This window comes from Nitratireductor kimnyeongensis, assembly GCF_019891395.1.
GTDB lineage: Bacteria > Pseudomonadota > Alphaproteobacteria > Rhizobiales > Rhizobiaceae > Nitratireductor > Nitratireductor kimnyeongensis.
This window is the reverse complement of record NZ_CP078143.1, coordinates 3,403,391-3,423,672: the sequence shown is the minus strand read 5'-3', so window position 1 is coordinate 3,423,672 and position 20,282 is coordinate 3,403,391. Positions and strand designations below refer to the sequence as shown.

The 20,282-nt window shown below is 59.0% G+C and carries 18 protein-coding genes; 8 read left to right on the top strand and 10 right to left on the bottom strand.

All coding sequences use genetic code 11. From position 1 onward, the window contains the following. The first annotated feature begins 111 nt into the window (after nucleotides 1-111). Nucleotides 112-1,323: an NADP-dependent isocitrate dehydrogenase gene (locus tag KW403_RS16230; RefSeq protein ID WP_223020458.1), complete on the top strand. Its 1,212-nt coding sequence runs from the start codon at nucleotides 112-114 to the stop codon at nucleotides 1,321-1,323. Nucleotides 1,324-1,452: 129 nt separating this feature from the next. Here KW403_RS16230 and alaS read toward each other — a convergent pair whose 3' ends face one another. Together alaS and recA are read right to left on the bottom strand one after the other, a co-directional pair. Then, nucleotides 1,453-4,113 (bottom strand): alanine--tRNA ligase, encoded by a 2,661-nt coding sequence (alaS, locus tag KW403_RS16225; protein ID WP_223020457.1) that lies wholly within the window; start codon nucleotides 4,111-4,113, stop codon nucleotides 1,453-1,455. A gap of 227 nt (nucleotides 4,114-4,340) precedes the next feature. Then, nucleotides 4,341-5,426: a recombinase RecA gene (gene recA, locus KW403_RS16220; RefSeq protein ID WP_007009803.1), complete on the bottom strand. Its 1,086-nt coding sequence runs from the start codon at nucleotides 5,424-5,426 to the stop codon at nucleotides 4,341-4,343. 236 nt (nucleotides 5,427-5,662) lie between these two features. On the opposite strand from recA, the gene KW403_RS16215 reads away from it, so the two are divergent. Together KW403_RS16215 and KW403_RS16210 are read left to right on the top strand one after the other, a co-directional pair. Next, on the top strand, nucleotides 5,663-6,613 hold the full coding sequence (locus KW403_RS16215; RefSeq protein WP_223020456.1) for a carbohydrate kinase family protein: 951 nt from the start codon (nucleotides 5,663-5,665) through the stop codon (nucleotides 6,611-6,613). 13 nt (nucleotides 6,614-6,626) lie between these two features. Next, a complete protein-coding gene (locus KW403_RS16210) occupies nucleotides 6,627-7,544 on the top strand; it encodes a pseudouridine-5'-phosphate glycosidase (RefSeq protein WP_223020455.1) in 918 nt (305 codons plus the stop codon). Nucleotides 7,545-7,612: 68 nt separating this feature from the next. Here KW403_RS16210 and KW403_RS16205 read toward each other — a convergent pair whose 3' ends face one another. From KW403_RS16205 to KW403_RS16195, 3 genes are all read right to left on the bottom strand, one after another. Beyond that, nucleotides 7,613-8,272: a YiaD family glycine zipper/OmpA-like lipoprotein gene (locus KW403_RS16205; RefSeq protein ID WP_223020454.1), complete on the bottom strand. Its 660-nt coding sequence runs from the start codon at nucleotides 8,270-8,272 to the stop codon at nucleotides 7,613-7,615. A gap of 152 nt (nucleotides 8,273-8,424) precedes the next feature. Continuing rightward, nucleotides 8,425-9,501: a GGDEF domain-containing protein gene (locus tag KW403_RS16200; RefSeq protein ID WP_223020453.1), complete on the bottom strand. Its 1,077-nt coding sequence runs from the start codon at nucleotides 9,499-9,501 to the stop codon at nucleotides 8,425-8,427. 125 nt (nucleotides 9,502-9,626) lie between these two features. Beyond that, complete coding sequence (locus KW403_RS16195) at nucleotides 9,627-10,457, bottom strand: aldo/keto reductase (protein WP_223020452.1); 831 nt, start codon at nucleotides 10,455-10,457, stop codon at nucleotides 9,627-9,629. A gap of 87 nt (nucleotides 10,458-10,544) precedes the next feature. Here KW403_RS16195 and KW403_RS16190 point away from each other — a divergent pair, with 87 nt between their 5' ends. Together KW403_RS16190 and KW403_RS16185 are read left to right on the top strand one after the other, a co-directional pair. Then, on the top strand, nucleotides 10,545-11,543 hold the full coding sequence (locus KW403_RS16190; RefSeq protein ID WP_223020451.1) for an acetyltransferase domain-containing protein: 999 nt from the start codon (nucleotides 10,545-10,547) through the stop codon (nucleotides 11,541-11,543). Next, complete coding sequence (locus KW403_RS16185) at nucleotides 11,530-12,006, top strand: methyltransferase family protein (protein ID WP_223020450.1); 477 nt, start codon at nucleotides 11,530-11,532, stop codon at nucleotides 12,004-12,006. Before KW403_RS16190 ends, KW403_RS16185 begins: the two co-directional genes overlap by 14 nt. Before the next feature lie 15 nt (nucleotides 12,007-12,021). Here the strand turns inward: KW403_RS16185 and KW403_RS16180 are convergent, their stop codons facing one another. Further along, nucleotides 12,022-12,408, bottom strand: a complete 387-nt coding sequence (locus tag KW403_RS16180; RefSeq protein WP_223022609.1) for a MerR family transcriptional regulator — start codon at nucleotides 12,406-12,408, stop codon at nucleotides 12,022-12,024. Between the two features lie 566 nt (nucleotides 12,409-12,974). On the opposite strand from KW403_RS16180, the gene KW403_RS16175 reads away from it, so the two are divergent. Further along, nucleotides 12,975-14,156, top strand: coding sequence for an MFS transporter (locus KW403_RS16175; RefSeq protein WP_246637975.1), 1,182 nt, complete (start codon nucleotides 12,975-12,977; stop codon nucleotides 14,154-14,156). Nucleotide 14,157: 1 nt separating this feature from the next. Here the strand turns inward: KW403_RS16175 and mgtE are convergent, their stop codons facing one another. Further along, nucleotides 14,158-15,519, bottom strand: coding sequence for a magnesium transporter (gene mgtE / locus KW403_RS16170; protein ID WP_223022607.1), 1,362 nt, complete (start codon nucleotides 15,517-15,519; stop codon nucleotides 14,158-14,160). Between the two features lie 300 nt (nucleotides 15,520-15,819). On the opposite strand from mgtE, the gene KW403_RS16165 reads away from it, so the two are divergent. After that, entirely contained in the window at nucleotides 15,820-16,275 is a 456-nt protein-coding gene (locus KW403_RS16165) for a TspO/MBR family protein (protein ID WP_425518220.1), read from the top strand. A gap of 41 nt (nucleotides 16,276-16,316) precedes the next feature. Further along, nucleotides 16,317-16,595, top strand: a complete 279-nt coding sequence (locus KW403_RS16160) for a hypothetical protein (protein WP_223020449.1) — start codon at nucleotides 16,317-16,319, stop codon at nucleotides 16,593-16,595. A gap of 113 nt (nucleotides 16,596-16,708) precedes the next feature. On the opposite strand, the gene proX is transcribed toward KW403_RS16160, so the two are convergent. The 3 genes from proX to KW403_RS16145 form a co-directional block, all read right to left on the bottom strand. Next, nucleotides 16,709-17,719, bottom strand: a complete 1,011-nt coding sequence (gene proX / locus KW403_RS16155; protein WP_223020448.1) for a glycine betaine/L-proline ABC transporter substrate-binding protein ProX — start codon at nucleotides 17,717-17,719, stop codon at nucleotides 16,709-16,711. Nucleotides 17,720-17,822: 103 nt separating this feature from the next. Next, nucleotides 17,823-18,755, bottom strand: a complete 933-nt coding sequence (locus KW403_RS16150) for an ABC transporter permease (RefSeq protein ID WP_223020447.1) — start codon at nucleotides 18,753-18,755, stop codon at nucleotides 17,823-17,825. Then, nucleotides 18,752-20,002, bottom strand: a complete 1,251-nt coding sequence (locus tag KW403_RS16145) for a quaternary amine ABC transporter ATP-binding protein (RefSeq protein WP_223020446.1) — start codon at nucleotides 20,000-20,002, stop codon at nucleotides 18,752-18,754. The genes KW403_RS16150 and KW403_RS16145 overlap by 4 nt, the downstream gene beginning before the upstream one ends. Between the last annotated feature and the right edge of the window lie 280 nt (nucleotides 20,003-20,282).

Genomic DNA, 20,282 nt, shown 5'->3' with positions numbered 1-20,282 from the left:
AAATCATGGCTCCCCGCTTTGCGCTTTCTGCAAGGGATGCTATAGGGCAGCCGACCTTTGCGCGGCCCTTCTTCGCCGCGTTGTTTCACACCACAATTGCGGAGCTTTTTCATGGGTAAGATCAAGGTGGACAATCCGGTCGTCGAGCTCGACGGCGATGAGATGACGCGGATCATCTGGCAGTTCATCAAGGAAAAGCTGATCCACCCCTATCTCGACATTGATCTGAAATATTATGATCTCGGCATCGAGGCCCGTGACGAGACCGACGACCAGATCACCGTCGATGCGGCCGAAGCGATCAAGAAATACGGCGTCGGCGTGAAATGCGCCACCATCACACCGGATGAGGCGCGCGTGGAGGAATTCGGCCTGAAGCGCATGTACCGTTCGCCCAACGGCACGATCCGCAACATTTTGGGCGGTGTGATCTTCCGCGAGCCGATCATCATGAAGAACGTTCCACGCCTGGTTCCGGGCTGGACGCAGCCGATCATCGTTGGCCGTCACGCCTTTGGCGACCAGTACCGCGCCACCGATTTCAAATTCCCCGGCAAGGGCAAGCTGACCATCAAGTTCGTTGGCGAAGACGGCGAGACCATCGAGCACGAAGTGTTCGACGCCCCCTCCTCCGGCGTGGCGATGGCCATGTACAATCTGGACGATTCCATCCGTGACTTTGCCCGCGCCTCGATGAACTATGCGCTGATGCGCAAGGTACCGTGCTACCTCTCCACGAAGAACACGATCATGAAAGCCTATGACGGGCGCTTCAAGGACATCTTTCAGGAGATCTACGAGACCGAGTTCGAAGACAAGTTCAAGGAAGCCAAGATCACCTATGAGCACCGCCTGATCGACGACATGGTCGCCTCGGCGCTCAAATGGTCGGGTGGCTATGTCTGGGCCTGCAAAAACTACGACGGCGACGTGCAGTCAGACACGGTGGCACAGGGCTTTGGCTCGCTCGGCCTGATGACCTCGGTGCTGATGACGCCGGACGGCAAGACCGTGGAAGCCGAAGCCGCGCATGGCACGGTGACGCGCCACTACCGCCAGCACCAGAAGGGCGAGGAAACCTCGACCAACTCCATCGCCTCGATCTTCGCCTGGACCCGTGGCCTCGCCCACCGCGCCAAGCTGGACGACAACAAGGAGTTGGCGAACTTTGCCCAGACGCTGGAAAAGGTCTGCATCGACACGGTGGAATCCGGCCACATGACCAAGGATCTGGCCCTGCTGATCGGCCCCGATCAGCCCTGGCTCTCCACCACCGGCTTTTTGGACAAGATCGACGAGAACCTGCAGAAGGCCATGGGCTGAGCCTCGGACCTTCCGCACTGCTGGAAATGACCAGGCCGCGGTTTCGACCGCGGCCTTTTTCGTTGGGCAAGAAAAACGCGGGCCGCAATGAGCCCGCGCATATTCGATTCTCGGGTCTGAGGGTTGCGCTCAGCCTTCCATAGCAGCCTTGACGGCGGCGATGGCCTCAGCGGCTCTGGAACCATCCGGGCCGCCTGCCTGAGCCATGTCCGGTCGCCCTCCACCGCCCTTGCCGCCGATCGCAGCCGAGGCAACGCGGACGAGATCGACCGCGCTGAACCTTTCCGTCAGATCCTTGGTCACGCCAACCACGACGCTGGCCTTTCCTTCTTCCGAGGTACCCACGAACACGGTGACGCCTGAGCCGAGAGAGGCCTTGCCATCATCAGCAAGGGGCTTCAGATCTTTTGGCGAAATGCCCTCGACAACACGGCCCATGAAGCCGACTCCGGCGACGGTTTCCTTGCTGTCGTCGGAGGTGCCTGCACCGCCGCCAAGAGCGAGCTTGCGGCGTGCCTCGGAAAGCTCGCGTTCCAGCCTGCGGCGTTCTTCCAGAACACTTTCCAATCGCGCCTGCACATCGGCGGGCGCGACCTTCAGCGCCGCAGCAGCAAATTTCAATTGCTGCTCTTGCTGGCTGAGGTAATGCCGCGCGGCCTCGGCCGTCAACGCTTCGATGCGGCGCACTCCGGAGGCGACGGCACTTTCAGACACGACGTGGATCAGGCCTATGTCGCCCGTTGCCTTCACATGGGTGCCACCACAAAGCTCGAGCGAATAGGTCTTGCCAACCTTGTCTCCCTCGCCCGCGGTCCCCATGGAAACAACACGTACCTCATCCCCGTATTTCTCGCCGAAGAGGGCCATGGCTCCGGCTTCAATCGCGTCATCCACCGCCATGAGATGGGTTTCGACCGGCGCATTCTGCAGAACCATGGAATTGGCGATATCCTCGATGCGGGCAAGCTCATCATCCGTGATGGGTTTCGGATGCGAGAAATCGAAGCGAAGCCGCTCGGGCGCGACAAGAGAGCCCTTCTGAGCCACATGGGTACCCAGCACTTCGCGCAACGCCTCGTGCAGTAGATGTGTGGCAGAGTGGTTGGCACGGATGCGTGCACGGCGGGCGTGATCGACATTGAGCGCGACCACATCGCCGGTCTTGACCCTGCCGTTTTTAACATGTCCGAAATGAACGAGAAGCCCATCGCCCTTTTTCTGGGTGTCGGTCACCGCAATGGAAAAGCCCTCGCCAGAGATCACGCCGGTATCGCCAACCTGGCCGCCGGACTCGCCATAGAACGGGGTCTGGTTGGTGACGATGGCCACTTCATCCCCATTGTCTGCATGATCGACCATCGAGCCATCGCGCACCAGGGCGGAGACGACACCTTCCGCCTCCTCGGTCTCATAGCCAAGAAAATCGCTGCCGCCGGTCTTGTCCTTGACCGCGAACCAGACCGCCTCGGTGGCGGCCTCGCCGGAACCGGCCCAATTTGCCCGCGCCTCGGCCTTTTGACGCTCCATCGCGTCATTGAAGCCGGTGAGATCCACATGGATGCCACGCTGGCGCAGGGCGTCCTGCGTTAAATCGAGCGGAAAACCGTATGTGTCATACAGTTTGAAGGCGGTTTCGCCGTCGAGCAAATCGCCCTCACCCATGTCGCTGGTGGCATCGGACAAAAGCGTCAAGCCGCGCGCCAGGGTTTTGCGGAATCGGGTTTCCTCCAGTTTGAGCGTTTCGGTGATAAGCGCCTCGCCACGCACCAGCTCGGGATAGGCCCGTCCCATTTCGCGCACCAATGCGGGCACGAGACGCCACATGAGCGGGTCTTTCGCGCCTAGAAGCTGAGCGTGGCGCATGGCGCGGCGCATGATGCGACGCAACACGTAACCGCGCCCCTCATTGGACGGCAGAACGCCGTCGGAAATCAGGAAGCTCGACGCACGCAAATGGTCAGCAATGACCTTATGGCTTGCGTGTTGCGCACCCTCGGCACGCACACCGGTCGCCTCCTCGGAAGCATGGATCAAGGCACGGAAAAGATCGATGTCGTAATTGTCGTGCACGCCCTGAAGAACAGCCGCGACACGTTCCAGCCCCATGCCCGTGTCGATGGAGGGGCGCGGCAGGTTCACCCGTTCATTCGGGGTGAGCTGTTCGAACTGCATGAAGACGAGATTCCAGATCTCGATGAAACGGTCGCCGTCTTCGTCGGGGCTTCCGGGTGGGCCTCCGGGAATGTGGTCGCCGTGATCGTAGAAGATTTCCGAGCACGGGCCGCAGGGGCCGGTGTCACCCATGGCCCAAAAATTGTCACTGGTGGCGATACGGATGATGCGGTCTTCCGGCAAGCCGGCGATCTTCTTCCAAAAGGCAGCGGCCTCGTCATCGGTGTGGTAGACCGTGACCAGAAGTCGCTTCGGATCGAGGCCGAACTCCTTCGTCACAAGATTCCACGCAAGCTCGATCGCGCGATCCTTGAAATAGTCGCCGAAAGAGAAATTGCCCATCATCTCGAAAAAAGTATGGTGGCGGGCCGTGTAGCCGACATTGTCCAGATCGTTATGCTTGCCGCCGGCACGCACACATTTCTGTGCCGACACCGCCCGGTCATAAGGCCTTGTCTCAAGGCCGGTGAACACGTTCTTGAACGGGACCATACCGGCATTGGTGAACATCAAGGTCGGGTCGTTGCGCGGCACAAGCGGGCCAGAAGCCACGATCTCGTGTCCGTTCTTCTTGAAATAGTCGAGAAAGGTCGACCGGATGTCGTTGACGCCACTCATGATTCAGCCTTTGCGAGAAGCCCGCTTGAAAAGCGGGGAACAGAAGCCCGCCTTTTAACGCCAGCACCCGGACGTGTCCAGAAATCCCGTGACGCGGCAAAGGACAGGACCATCTCCCCAAGGGAACACATAAAAAAACACCGCCAGAAGGTGGCGGTGTTCTGTGACGTCATCGGACTGAAGCACGCTGGCCCTGCAGTGTTGCCAGAGCCAGCGAGAATGAGGTTCTACTCCTCAGCGTCTCCGCCATCCTGGTCGCCCGGTCCGGTATCATCAAGGAACTTCTCGGCAATCAGGCCTGCATTCTGGCGCAGGGCCAATTCGATCTCCTGCGCGGCCTCGGGATTGTCATGCAGGAACTGCTTGGCGTTCTCACGCCCCTGCCCCAAACGCTGCGAATTATAGGAAAACCAGGCGCCTGACTTTTCGACAATGCCGGCCTTCACGCCGAGATCAATCAGTTCGCCCGTCTTGGAGACGCCCTCGCCATACATGATATCAAACTCGACCTGCTTGAACGGCGGGGCCATCTTGTTCTTAACGACCTTGATACGGGTTTGATTTCCCACCACCTCATCACGATCCTTGACAGAACCGATGCGGCGAATGTCGAGACGCACCGAAGAATAGAATTTCAGCGCATTGCCGCCCGTCGTCGTCTCCGGCGAGCCGAACATGACACCAATCTTCATGCGGATCTGGTTGATGAAGATCACCATGGTCTTCGACCGGGAAATGGAGGCCGTCAGCTTGCGCAGCGCTTGGCTCATCAGACGGGCCTGCATGCCCGGCAGAGAATCGCCCATTTCGCCCTCGATCTCGGCGCGCGGCGTCAGGGCAGCAACCGAGTCGACCACGATCACGTCAAGCGCACCGGAGCGCACGAGCGTGTCGCAGATCTCAAGCGCCTGCTCACCCGTGTCGGGCTGTGAGATCAGAAGGTTTTCCAGATCGACACCCAACTTGCGGGCATAGACAGGATCGAGCGCATGTTCGGCATCGATGAAGCCGCAAATGCCGCCCTTCTTCTGTGCCTCGGCAACCGTGTGGAGCGCCAGAGTCGTCTTACCGGAGCTTTCCGGACCGTAGATCTCGATAATGCGACCGCGCGGCAGTCCGCCGACACCCAGGGCAATATCGAGGCCCAGCGACCCGGTGGAGATGGTCTCGATTTCGACCACCTGATCATTGGCGCCGAGCCGCATGATCGATCCCTTGCCGAAGGCACGTTCGATCTGCGATAGCGCCGCATCCAGAGCCTTGGTTTTGTCCACCGAATTATCCTCTACAAGCCGCAATGAGTTCTGAGCCATGATACAACACCCCTTCGAGGTCAATGGAGGCGGTTCCGCCAAATCCGCGATAGCTATATGTACCCTTTTTGTTCCATTTTCGCAATAGGCTTTATGCCACTGAAAAACATCGATAAATCAATTTTGTTCTTTTTTTGTACATTCATGATCACGATCATCGCTCCATTGCGCTTGCCACCCTCTAAGCATCAGAGCGGAGGAACATTCCTGCGCTGGGCGATTCGGAAAGAGTGCCTATGAACGCCAGTAACCGACCTTGCCTGCTTGCCGTCGGTGGCGCTCACATGGACCGCCGTGGGCGGCTGGACGCTGCACATATTCCAGCCACGTCCAACCCTGGACGCATGCGCGAAGACGTCGGCGGGGGCATATTCAATGCCGCGCGCATGGCAGGCCGGCGCGGTATGGCCGTATCGCTCCTTTCCCTGCGTGGCGGGGACGCGGCGGGCGAGACGGTGGCACGCGCCATTGAGGAAGCGGGGTTCGAAGACCTCTCGGCGACTTTCCTCGACCGCATGACACCGAGCTACACGGCGATTCTCGATCATGATGGAGAGCTTATCACCGGTCTTGCGGACATGACGCTCTACGATACGGCATTCGCCAAGCAGTTGCGGCGCTCGAAAATGCGGCAGGCTGCGGCTGCGGCCGATGCCATACTCTGCGATGCCAATCTCCCCCCGGAAGCGCTGACGCAGTTGGTCTCTATCCGTGGAGCGGCATCCCTTCATGCAATTGCGGTCTCGCCGGCGAAGGCCGGACGGCTGATTTCCCATTTTTCCCAACTCTCTGCGCTCTTCATGAATGCGCGGGAGGCGCGCGCGCTTGCCGGGCTTCCATCCGGAGGTCCCATCCTGGAGGCTGTAAAGACGCTTCAGGTTTCAGGCTTAGGCGCGGGCGTCATCACCGAAGGCGGCGAGGCCGTCACGGTCTTTACACCCGAGAACCAGTGGCGAATTGACCCGCCACGCGCGGAAACTGTGGTGGATGTGACTGGCGCCGGCGACGCGCTGGCTGGTGCAAGTGTTGCGGCGCTCATGCGTGGCCTGCCCCTGCAGGAAGCGGTGCGCGAGGGCGTGGCCGCGTCCGGACTTGCCGTTGGCTCTGCCTCGGCAGCGCCCGAATTCGATATTAGCGCCTTCGATGCGGCGCTCGCGCGGGTGCCCGCCCCGCGTCGTGTTTCATAAAGGAGTTCCTCCCGTGCGTTCCAACAACATTATCGATGTCCATGCGCCGGTCGCCGAAGCCCTTGCCGAAGGCAAGCCGGTGGTGGCGCTGGAGAGCACCATCATCACCCATGGCATGCCCTGGCCGCGCAACAACGAGATGGCCGGGGACGTGGAAGCACTGATCCGCGAGGAAGGCGCCATCCCAGCTACGATTGCAGTGGTCGACGGGCGGCTGAAGATTGGTCTGTCGGATCAGGAGCGCCAAGCCTTGGCGCAGACGAAGGATCCGATGAAGCTTTCGCGCGCAGATCTGGCCTTCGCCATCGCCGAGGGGAAAAGCGGTGGCACGACCGTGGCCGCGACGATGATCGCCGCGCACATGGCTGGGATAGCCGTTTTCGCCACAGGCGGCATCGGTGGGGTACACAAGGGCGCGGAGACGAGTTTCGATATCTCGGCCGATCTTGACGAACTGGCGCGGACGCCCGTCATCGTCGTTTCTGCGGGGCCGAAGGCGATCCTCGACACCGAGAAGACGCTGGAGGTGCTGGAAACCCGTGGCGTTCCAGTGGTCACCTATGGCACTGACACAGTGCCAGCCTTCTGGTCGCGCCATTCGCCCTACCCCGCTCCATTGCGTCTTGACAGCGCAGAGGCAATCGCGCGCTTTCAGGCGACCCGCATGGCGCTTGGCATCGATGGCGGCATGCTGATTGCCAATCCGGTCCCCGCAGAGGACGAAATCGCCGCGGATGTGATGGCTGGATATATTCTGACGGCTCAAGGCGAAGCCGAAGAAAAAGGCATTTCAGGCAAGGATGTGACACCGTTCCTTCTGGCCCGGATTCTGGAACTGACAGACGGGGCAAGCCTCGTGACCAATATCGCGTTGGTTAAGAACAATGCGCGGCTGGCGGCTGGCATCGCCAAAGCGATGGCCGCCGGATAGCATGGCCCGCAATGAAAAAGCCGCCAGCGAACGCCGGCGGCTTTTTATTTTGCAGAATGCGGGAGGGATCAGGCGCCGGTAAGCGGCGACAGCTTGATCTCCACACGCCGGTTCTCCGCACGACCTTCCGGCGTGGCGTTTGAGGCGATCGGCTGGGACTCGCCCTGACCGATAATCGCAAAACGCTGGCTGCTGTTGCCCTGACCGATGAGGTAGTTTGCGACAGCGCCCGCGCGCCGCTGCGAAAGCTCCAGATTGTAATTCGCGTCGCCCGTGGAATCGGTATGACCAAAAACGTCCACCAGCGTGCGATTGTACTTCTGGAGGACCAAAGCGACGGAATTCAGCGTGGAATAGAAGGCCGGCTGAATGTTGGCCGAATCGGTTGCGAAGGTGATGTTGGAAGGCATGTTGAGGATGATGTAGTCGCCCTGGCGGGTGACGCTTACGCCCGTGCCCTGCAGCTGGCCACGCAACTGCGCTTCCTGCTGATCCATGTAGGAGCCGACCGCGCCACCGGCCAACGCGCCAATGCCTGCGCCAATCAGCGCGTTGCGGCGATCGTCGCCACCGGCAAGAAGTCCAACGCCTGCACCAGCCAGCGCACCAAGCGCAGCTCCGCCGGCCGTGTTCGAGATCTTCTGCTGACCGGTATAGGGATCCGTGCTGGTCACGCAGCCGGCAGAAAAACCTGCCACGAGCGCAACTGCGATGGATTTCTTCAACATAGTCCGTATCCTCACTTTTCAATATCTGCGGCGTGAATCGCGCGCACATCGCCCCTTGCGCCCCGGTGTACCACAAATCGGGCAAAATTCGGCGCAGTTTTCGCCAAACTATATGCGAAGTTGAGAAAAATACATCCCGTCACGATCGGCGATCAATCGTTTCTGTAGAGCAGCCAGCTCTTCATAAACTTCCCCTTGGGAATGCTCGAAAAGAGGGTAACGCGGTTGCGCCCATCCACCTTGGATGCATAAAGCGCCTGGTCCGTCTTGGCGTAGAGTTCGTCAGCATTGGCGGCATCGCTCGCCATGCAAACACCGAGCGAAATGCGAATGGGCCCGCATTTGCGAGTGCCGGAGCCAATGATGAATTCGGCCTTTTCCACGGCAAGGCGCATCGTGTCAGCCAGTTTCACGGTCGCATCCTCGGAAAGACCTTCCACGATGATGGCGAATTCCTCCCCGCCAGTTCTGGCGACGAAACAATCGTTCACGCATTGGGTCTTGAGAATCTGGGCAACGCCCTGCAGGATTTTGTCGCCGACCGGATGACCATATTGATCATTGATCGCCTTGAATCCATCAATGTCTGCAAGAATCAACGCATGAAACATGATCGAACGCTGCTCGTCGAAGATGCCGGCCATGCGCTTGTCAAACGCACGGCGGTTCCAGATCCTTGTTAAAGGATCCGTGTCGGCAAGCCGTTTGTACCTTTGGAGCTGCGAGCGCATTTCTTCAAGCTCGCTGGATTTCTCTTCCATGGCCTGGGTTATCTGACGCCCTTGGGCGATCGTCGTCTCTGTAGCAGCAGCCATAATGCCAACGATCTTGCGCATGAGGTCATGGGGAATGGCGCTGCGCGCGTTGAGCCCGTTTGACGTCTGGTCCAGAATCACACCGAATTTTTCCAGGGAACTGCGTTCGCGGCCAAGCAGCGACAGAATCTCCTGGGCCCGCGTGGCGATCTGCTCCTGCGCGTCCTCGACAATCGCGTGCCGGTTGTTCTGCGTGAAATACTTTACCGCCAGCTTATCCAGGGCGTCCTGGGTCGGACGCCCGTTCAATGCTTCGAAATCGCGTACGAGATCGCGGTTCGAGCCGGTAAAGACCTCGTAAAATATCTCATAATTGCGTGGCAGACCGGTCACCCCCATGCGGCGCATGGAGCCTGCAATCATGCCGGCAATGTCGGTGGGCCCCTTCTCCGGGGCGCCTGAAGTCTGCAACATGCGCCGTCCACCTTCCCCCAAAGGCATGACTGTCAGACACCACACTGGAGTGGAACCTATGACAACCGTGAGTACCCTATGTTACATCAGCTAACGCAGGGTTAACCTGGCACCTTGCGAGAGGCTCAAACCGGGTCCCAAACTGGTGAAAAGTCATAGTCGCAAATCCGGTTTCCTCTCTGCCGCAGGGCAGAGACGGCGCGCATCTCCTCGTCACTCAGCAAGAAATCGAAGATATCTGCGTTCTCGGCCAAGCGTGCTGGATTGCTGGTCCGTGGAATGGCGATCACGCCTTCCTGCTGCACATGCCAGCGCAACACGATCTGCGCCGGCGTCTTGCCATAGCGCTTTGCGGGACCCGCTACTTCCGGTTGTGAAAACAGATCGCCGCCCCGCGCCAATGGGCAATAGGACACCATTGCCATACCCTCAGCTTGGCACGCGGCATACACCCGATCCTGATTCAAAAATGGATGATACTCAACCTGGTTCGCAACGAGGGGGGCTTCGGAGAGGCGGACAGCCTCTGCCAGAAGAGCCGTCGGGAAATTGGACACGCCTATGTGCCGAGCTGCTCCGCTCGCTCTTACGCGGTTCAGGGCCTTCAGGCTTTCAGCGAGGTCGATAGCGGGGTTCGGCCAATGGATCAAAAGAAGGTCGACCTGATCGACGCCCAACCGCGCCACGCTCGCTTCGGCGGAACGTTCCAGGTCACCCCCTGCAATGTCTTTCCACCAGACCTTGGTGGTCAGAAAAATATCGTCCCGCTTGACCCCCGAGGCACGAATACCTTCGCCCACAGCTTCCTCATTGTCATAGGCGGCAGCGGTATCAATGTGGCGGTATCCAACCTTCAATGCATGAGAAACGAGTTCCGCGCAGGTCTGTCCCTTCAAAGTCCAGGTTCCCATTCCCAAGACCGGGATGGACGCTCCATTCGCCTCAACTGTCTGCATTGAATACCTCTCCGTCTTTCGGCCACTTTTAGCGCCGACTAATATAATCACAACATAAAACAATAATTATACCGGGGCGATCACACGATGCGGCACCAGGCGGCCGGCAAACCACGCATCGAAATTATCGATGTTGCGCGCGGCGGCGCACTCGTCGCGATGGCAGTCTATCATTTCGGCTGGGACCTTGAGTTCTTTGGCTATATGGATGCGGGCACCACAGTGACCGGCGGATGGCGCCTCTTTGCTCGCGCCATCGCAACCTCCTTTCTGTTTCTGGTTGGCGTCAGCCTGTTTCTTGCCCACGAGAAACGCATCCGCTGGGCAGGTTTCTTGAAACGCCTGGCCATGATTACAGTGGCTGCCGGCGTAATCTCGGCTGCAACCTGGTTCGCATTGCCGCAGGGCTTTATCTTCTTCGGCATCCTCCATCATATCGCCGTGGCTAGCCTGCTCGGTCTCGCCTTTCTGCGCTTTCCGGCGTGGCTCCTGCTGGTGGTCGCCGCCGGGCTTGTCGTGGCACCTCATGTGTTCAGCGCGCCATTGTTCGATGCGCCGGCTCTCTGGTGGGTCGGTCTTTCCACCTTCCGCCCGCCGTCAAACGACTATGTACCGCTGCTTCCATGGTTCGGTGCCGTTATCGCCGGTATCGGTTCCGCTCGCATTGCACGAGATACGGGCTTTCTTCACTCGATCGCGCTGCTGAAGCCATCTCACTGGCAGGCCCCCTTTGCCCTCGCGGGACGCCATAGCCTCGCCTTCTATCTTCTCCACCAGCCGGTTCTCATTGCTTGCGTCTGGGTGCTGGCACAGCTCTGGCCGCCGACGGCAGTGCCTGCCGATATCCGCTTTACCCAAGCGTGCATGAGCCAGTGCGCGGAAACGCGCGGTGCCGAATTTTGCGCTACCTATTGCACCTGTTTCACCGACACGCTGGAGGCTGAGGACCGACTTGATCTGGTCATGTCGGGTCAACCGGGAGAAGAGATGCAAAGCCGCTTGAGCCAAATCGCTACCGAATGCACTATGCGTGCGGAAACGGGGAGCGATTTAACGCAGCGGAATCCTACGAATGAACGACCCTGAACAGCAACCGGCTCGATTTCCATGGCCGCCGGTCATCTATCTGTCAGCTATCGCCATTGCGGCGACGCTGGGTATTTTCTATCCGTTGACATGGCTCGGCTCGCCACTGGCCGACATACTTTTTGCGATAGGCTGCCTGCTCATCGTCGGATTTGTGATACTCGACGTGCAGGCCATGCGGACCCTCCACAGGGCGGAAACGGCCATCTTGCCCACGCACGGCGCGGATGCCCTGGTCACGAGCGGGCCATTCGCCATCAGCCGAAACCCTATCTATCTCGGCAATTCAATGCTTCTTGCAGGGATCGCCCTGGTGACGGGAAATCCATGGTTTCTTCTGTTGCTCGCCTTTGCCTGTTTCCTGACACAGAAGCTTGCGATCGAGCCCGAGGAGCGCCATCTCACCATGCGGTTTGGAAAAAAATATCGCGATTATCAGAAACGTGTACGTCGCTGGTTCTGATTGACCGTACCACCGTCAGGTGGTCACGCCGAGCTCGGCCAGGCGTTCGACACAGGCTTCCTCCGCCCGCGCCAATTCTTCAAGCGTGTCTTCAAGGTCCCGGCGCTTCTGGCGCAAATCCTGCTGCTTTTCAGAGATTCGAGCCAGCATGAGCTTGAGCTGCCCGATCTCTCCGGGCGGCGCCTTGTAAACCTCTATGATCTCGCGAATCTCGGCGATTGAGAAACCGATACTGCGTCCGCGCAAAATCTGCCGCACGAGATGCCGGTCAGACGGCCGGTAAAGCCGCGTTCGACCGCGCCGCACAGGCTTGATCAACCCTTCATCTTCGTAGAATCGCAGCGTCCGTGTGGAAATCCCGAACTCACGCGTCAGCTCGGTGATGGAGTAGTAATCGCGCATCGCGCCCTGCCCTTTGATGACGGCTCCCCTGTCGCCCGTGCCGGACGATGCCCCAATGGTGAGTGCCGCATTTTCTTCTACCGGGTAATGCGGTAGATCATGATCTGCCGATGCCCGCCCCGCTGCGTCTCCGATCCAGAGCATTCGTTCAGCGAGGAAAAGCAAAGTCGCATGGTTCTTACGTAAAAGTCAATTTCTTGAGCCGCTCGTTTGGAGACTTTGCCGAGGAGAGTTCTCGATGTCTCGATGCGCTCGGGGTTCACGGCTTTCCCCCAAGGCCGACAATCGCCTCTGTGTCTCCATGGATCCGAATTCAGGCATGCGTGTTCAGCTGATTCCACGAACACCAGGCTCTAAGCCATTCGACCATTCAAACATGGATAGGCACAGAACAGAGCGTGGCCCTACGGGACGCTGTATCGCTGAGCTATGAAAGCAGACGAGTTCGCGCAGGCTGAATCCGGCGCTGACAGAACAATTTCGAACAGGGGACGACCAGCTTGCAACAGCGCCTCGCCCATAGCGGCAGCGATGCCGTGATTGACGGTTCCTATGCCTGGTTCCGGATGACAATTGCTTTGCTTCTGGGTACGTTCGGCACAGTGGGGCTTTGGGCCTTCGTGGTCGTTCTACCGCCCATCCAGGCGGAATTTGGTGTCGATCGGGCAGCAGCGTCCCTGCCCTATACGAGCACGATGATCGGCTTTGCGCTCGGCAACGTGCTCATTGGGCGGTTTGCAGACAGAATTGGGGTGGCGCTGCCCGTCGCCATCGCGGGTGCCATGCTTGGCGCGGGCTTTGTCGCCTCCAGCTTCACGACTGCACTCTGGCAATTCGTCATCCTGCAGGGGCTGATCGGGCTCGGCGGTTCCGCCTGTTTCGGTCCGCTTCTGGCGGACATTTCCCATTGGTTCGAGAAGCGGCGCGGCATCGCGGTGGCGGCCGTCGCCTGCGGCAATTATCTTTCCGGTGTCCTCTGGCCGACCGTGATCAAATTTGCGCTGGAACACACGAGCTGGCGGGTCACATTTCTTGGCATCGGCATTTTCTGCATCGTCAGCATCGTGCCCTTGGCCATGCTTATGCGCGCGAGACCAGATGTGAATCAGTCCGACGATATCCCGGCCGCCCATTTACGGCGTCCAGGCGGACGAAAACCGATCGACCTTTCACCACGTACGCTGCAGGGGCTTCTGGTGCTTGCCGGGTTGGGATGCTGTGTCGCCATGTCGATGCCGCAGGTGCATATCGTCGCCTATTGCATCGACCTCGGCTTCGACATAGCACGCGGCGCGGAGATGCTGTCGCTGATGCTGGGCGCAGGCATTGCCAGCCGGCTGATCTCCGGCCTCCTGGCCGACCGCATTGGCGGTGTGCCAACGCTGTTAATCGGATCAGTGTTGCAATGCCTTTCATTGTTCCTCTACATCCCCTTTAACGGCCTCGCTTCGCTCTACATGGTATCGTTCATCTTCGGGCTCTCGCAGGGCGGCATCGTGCCGAGCTACGCAATCATCGTGCGCGAATATCTGCCAGCGCGCGAAGCGGGTCAGCGCATGGGCGTCGTGATCATGGCGACCATTATAGGCATGGCGCTTGGGGGGTGGATGTCGGGCTGGATTTATGACCTGACGGGCTCTTATCAGGCCGCATTCTTAAACGGGATTGCCTGGAACCTGGGCAATATGGCCATCGCATTTTTCATTCTCTACCGCGCACGCCGCTCGGCAAGCCCCCTGCCCGCTTGAATTAAACTCCAAACCACCAGGTGGCGAGGCCAAGAAACGCGAGAAAGCCGACCACATCGGTAACAGCGGTGACGAAAACCGCCGATGCCACCGCCGGGTCGGCGCCAACGCGATCAAGCAGCAGCGGAATGAGGATGCCGCCAAGAGCGGCGACAAACATGTTGATGATCATCGCCGCCGCAATGATGCCGCCCAGATTGTAATCCTGAAACCAAGCGGCCGCGACCACGCCGATCAGCGTGGCGAAAATGACGCCGTTCAGAATGCCGACACCCATTTCTCGACGGATGATGCGGCCGGCATTGTAAATGTCGATGTCGCGGGTGGCGAGCGCACGCACCGTGACGGTCATGGTTTGTGACCCGGCATTACCACCCATGCCAGCAACGATCGGCATCAGGATCGCGAGTGCGACGATCTTCTCGATCGTGTCATCAAACAGGCCGATTACAGAAGCTGCCAGGAATGCGGTGATGAGATTGACCATAAGCCACGGCACGCGTGAGCGCGCAGCGGTCCAGACACGGTCGGAAAGTTCTTCGTCGCCGACGCCGCCAAGGCGCAGAAGGTCTTCCTCCGCCTCCTGCTGAATGACATCCACCACATCGTCGATGGTAAGCACACCGACCAGCCGCTCGTTCTCATCGACCACGGCAGCCGACAGAAGGTCGTATTTCTCAAAGATCTGCGCCGCTTCCTCCTGATCCATCGTAGCGGGGATCGCCTGGCGCGTCTCGCGCATTATATCCTCGATCTTCACCCCACGTTTCGTGCGCAGGATCCGGTCGAGGTCGACAGCGCCCACGAGCCGGAATGTCGGGTCGATCACGAATATCTGTGCGAAGCTTTCGGGAAGGTTCTGCTCCTCTCGCATGTAATCGATCGTCTGGCCAACGGTCCAGAAGGGCGGCACAGCGACAAATTCCGTCTGCATGCGCCGGCCGGCCGTTTCCTCCGGATAGCCCAGGGAGCGGCGAAGGCGCACGCGCTCCGTAAAAGGAAGCTCGGCGAGGATCTCGTCCTGATCCTGTTGATCGAGATCTTCAAGGATGTAAACCGCATCATCCGAATCGAGCTGCTCGACGGCGCGCGCCACCTGTTGATTGGGTAGGTTTTCCAGTATTTCGAGACGGATAGCCTCGTCCACCTCGGTCAGAGCGGTGTAGTCGAAATCATCGCCCATGAGCACGACAAGGGCGAGACGCTGGTCGGGGAGAAGAGCCTCGAGCAAATCACCGACTTCGGACTGGTGGAGCGCGCCGATTTCCTGACGGAGTGTGATGGTATCCCGGTCGGCAATCGCTGCGCCGATATGCGCCAGAAAAGGTGCCGCCACCACACCATCCGCATCATAGATGCCCATTGCCTCAGCGCCTTCCGCTTCGGCTTCGACGTTTTCGTTCAGTCCTTCGGATTCGCTCAAATGGACCTCCCTGGCTGGGATGTTGGGCTCTGCGAATGGGCGCAGCGTTCTTTCGGCAATACAGACGCGTGTGCCGCATCGCAACCGGGACGCCACGCTTTCCGCTCGAGATTTTTGGTTGTGTGCCCAACCTTTCGGCGCAGCAGGAACACAAGCCCCCTCTAAACGTTAATGAATTGCGGCGTAAGCTGGTTCCAGCGTGAGCAGGTTTTGCCGGTACGAACCAAGAAACAGGACAGAATGATGCCGCTTCTTCGCACTCTCCCCTTTTTTCTAGTTCTTGTAGTCGGTGGCGGTCTTGCCATTGGTTATCTCACAACGCCCGGATCCTGGTATGCGGGGCTGGAAAAACCGGCATTCAATCCGCCAAACTGGCTATTCGGTCCGGTATGGGCAGCGCTTTATGTCCTGATCGCGTTGGCCGGCGCGCGTATATGGCTGCGAGCGCGGCAGAGCAGTGTGATGCGCCTGTGGTGGATACAGCTTGTTCTCAACTTCGCCTGGTCACCGGTTTTCTTTTCGCTTCACATGATCGGGTCCGCGCTCCTGATCATTCTGCTTCTTGCGGCTGCCGTTATCGCCTTCGTCATCGCAAGTTGGCGGATTGACCGAATGTCCGCCCTAATGTTCCTGCCCTACGCTGCTTGGGTGCTGTTCGCCGGTCTTCTAAATGGTGCTATTCTTCTCCTGAACTAAGAAGCAATATGCCTCGGTCCAAGCGCTCCCGAGTGTCCTAAATGAGCATCATGAAAGCTCGCTTCAGTCACATGGTACTGACCGCCTTAGGAGCGGCCCTGCTGGCGGGTGCCCCGGCCTACGCGGAGAACAGGCCCGAGAGCGAAGCGACACAGGCGCGGGACGCGCGGATCCAGCGTGAACTGGATCGCAGCCGCAATATGCTGGAAGATCAGCATCAGGAATGGATGCGCAACCAACGGGACACACCCCGCCTGACGACGCCGAGCCAGCGTGACCTCAATGTGCCGATCTACACGTCGCCACCCAGGCTTCAGTAAACCACGACACCCTCGCAGATCGTGATCGCATTAAAAAACCGCGCGCCAGACAAGGCGCGCGGTCCAAATGTGTTCGAGGACCTCAAACAATGAGGCCCTGACGGCAAGCGGATTTACTCGCCTACCTTGCGGGCGGCTTCCAGCCAACCTTCAACAGTATCGCGATTGTCGGAAATCCAGTCCGAAGCCTGCTTCTTGATGTCTTCCGGCTTGTCGGCGCCGTCGTTCATGGCCGCGTTCTGGGCAAAAATGTCCTCGAGCGGAATGGACGCCGATTTGAGCAGCGTCGCGACAGCCGGGTTCTCCTCAAGGAACTCGGAATTGGCGACCGGCACGATGTCATTGGCCTCGAAGCCCATGACGCAAGGATCGGCGACACAGCCATCGATTCCGGCAGCCGCGTTCTCATCCGTCGCCTCTTCAGGAACCTGAATCCAGACAACATCCTCGCCGATCTTCAGCTCGTTGACCGTCCAGTTGGGCGTCCAGGTGTAGAACAGGATCGGCTCGCCGCTTTCATAAGCCGCGACGGCATCTGCCATGGAAGCAGAATAGCTTGCCTTGATCTCATTGATGTGTTCCTTGAGATCATAAGCGGTCAGGTGATCCTCGATCGCCACCTCACAGCCCCAACCGGGCGGGCATGCGACGAGATCGGCCTTGCCATCGCCATCGCGATCGAAAGCTTCCTTCACTTCGTCCCGCTTGAAATCGTCAAGCGACTTGATCTCGAACTTTTCAGCCGATGCCTTGTCGACGAGATAGCCCTGAAGCGCGCCACCCGCTGCAACAGCACCGACGATCTCCGCCGTTGCCTCGAAAGCCGGACGATAGGTGTCGTGGATCGGGAACCAACCGTTCACCCAGAGGTCGACATCGCCGTACCCCACCGCCTGGTAGAAAGGCGGATTATCGAGGGTGGTCGGGCCTTCAACCGTGTAGCCAAGCTCTTCAAACATCTGCTTGTAGATTTCAGCGTGAAACCAGCCCGTGTCCCAGGTGGCCTGCGCCATCTTGATGGTTTTGCCCGCACCCGGGCCGTCCTGTGCCATCGCCGGCATGGCGACAGAGCCGAGCAGCGCGAGGGCTGCGATTGCGGGAATGCTTCTCTTAAGACCAGTCATATCGAGCAGTCTCCATAAATACGTGTTCGACAATTGTGGCAGGGCGTGGCCTCTGCCAGTGAATGCGGAACGCTGGTTCGCGCTCCGCGAGACGGACGGTGCCTTATGCGGCTTTGCCCGCTTTTTCTTCGTCACCCGGCTTACCGAACGCAAACATCGAGCGCAGCGTCTGCCAGAGCGAAGGCGTGTGCACGGCTTTCTTTTCGCCGAGCGATTGGGTGATGCGATCAAGGATGATCGCCAGGAGCACGATGCCGATGCCGCCCGCGGTGGCTGCTCCCACGTTGAGACGGCCAAGCCCGGTGTAGACCGTGAGGCCAAGTCCGCCAGCGCCAATAAGTGCTGCGATGACCACCATCGACAGGGCGAGCATCAAGGTCTGATTGAGACCCGCCATGATGGTGCGCAGGGCCAGCGGAAACTGGACTTCCCACAACATCTGCCAGCGGGTGGAACCAAACGCTTCCGCAGCCTCGACCAGGTCACCGCGCACATTGCGGATTCCCAGATTGGTGAGGCGGATAATGGGCGGCAGGGCGAAGATGATCGTGGCGATGATGCCAGGAACCATACCCACACCGAACAGCATGACGATCGGCACCAGATAGACGAATGACGGGATCGTCTGCATGATGTCCAGAATGGGCCGCACGACAAAGAGCACACGGTCGCTGCGTGCACTCCAGATGCCCAGCGGAATGCCGATTATCGCGCAGAACAACACCGAGGTGATGATCATCGACAAGGTGGTCATGGTCTCCGACCAGAGCCCGATCATGTCAATGAAAGCGAGTGCGATCAGGGTGAAAATGGCAACTCCGCGGCCGGCCGTGCGCCAGGCAATCAGCGTAAGGCCTGCAGTGAACACCAGCATGGGTAACCAGTGGAAGAACGCATCAAGCCAGCCGAGAACGGCGGTAACCGGCGTCTGCATTGCACGGAACAGGGGGCGGAAATTGGGAACCAGAAAGTCGCGAACGAAACTGTTCACCCAGTCGTCGAGCGGGATCTGAACGAGATCGGCAGGGCTGATCATTGGCGTTCTCCTTTCTCTGCGGAGCTGGCCACTGCTTGATCCGTTGTGGAGCCGGCCTCTTCGTTCTCCTCGCCTGAAAGCTGGGAGAACACCGCCTGCGGTTCGATAACTCCTGCGAGGCGGCCGCGCTTGTCGGCTACAGCGATCGGATAACCAGCGCTTGCCGCGCCATAAAGTTCGTTAAGTGGTGTCTCGCGCGAAACCGTGGGGACCTCCGTCACGAGCACTTCCGAAAGATCTGTGCGGCCTTCCTCGCGGGCGGCCACCGCCAGCTCCTGATAGGTCACGAGACCGGCGATCCGGTCCTCTTCGACAACATAGAGCGCATTGCGGTTGTGCTCTTCCATCAGGTCGAGCGCCTTTTCCGCCGCATTCTTTTCGCCGAGCTCTACCGTGATCGGGCGTTCGGCGACGTGCGCGGCGTCGAAAACTCGGCCCCGGTCGATGTCACCGACAAAGGCGGCGACATAGTCGTCGGCCGGATTGTCAACGATCTCCTGCGCGGTCCCGACCTGAACAAAGCGGCCGTCCTTCATGATGGCGATCTTGTCGCCCAGGAGCAGTGCCTCATTGAGATCATGGGTGATAAAGATGATCGTCTTCTTGAGTTTCTTCTGAAGGTGAAGAAGCTCTTCCTGCATTTCGCGGCGGATGAGCGGATCGAGCGCGCCGAAGGGCTCGTCCATCAGCAGAATTTGTGGGTCGGTGGCGAGCCCTCGCGCAAGCCCCACGCGCTGTTGCATTCCGCCCGACAGTTCGTCGGGGTAGCTGTCGGCATAGGCCGCAAGACCAACCTGCTCCAGCGCTGCCAGCGCCTTTGCGCGGCGCGAGGAGGCTCCTTCTCCCTTGATCTTCAGCCCATAGGCCGCGTTCTCAGCGACGGTCTTGTGGGGAAAGAGCGCGAAATGCTGAAACACCATTGTGATCTTTTCACGCCGCACCCTGCGCAGGCGCTCAGCGGAGCAGCTCGCCACATCGTCTTCGTCGATCAGGATTTTCCCATACGTGGGGGGGATCAAGCCATTCAGGGTTCTGACGAGTGTAGACTTTCCGGAGCCAGAAAGCCCCATGACCACGAAAATCTCGCCTTCGCGGACATCAAAACTGACATCCTGAACGCCGACGGTCTGCCCTGTTTCCTCAAAAATCTCGATCTTGGTCTTGCTCTGTTTCAGACCTTCGAGCGCTTGTTCTGGGTGATCACCAAATATCTTGTAAACATTCTCGACCCGCAGCTTGGATTTCATGATTCCTCTTGGCTGATTATTTTATGGAAAATGAAATACAGGTCGAACACCTGTAAAATATTTCACATACGCTTGCATTCTGCATTCGCTCTGCGAGACTTCATTCAGCCTCACATTTCATGTGAAAATACCATACATGGGTCATGACATAACGCGCGTTATTTCGAATCGCAACAGTCAGTGAAAATTAATTCAGCGTTCAATGCGATTGAGCCCTCAGCCCAGCCCTTGAAAGGATGCCTCCGCAAGAAGCGTTTCTTTCGACGAAATGACCTGCTAG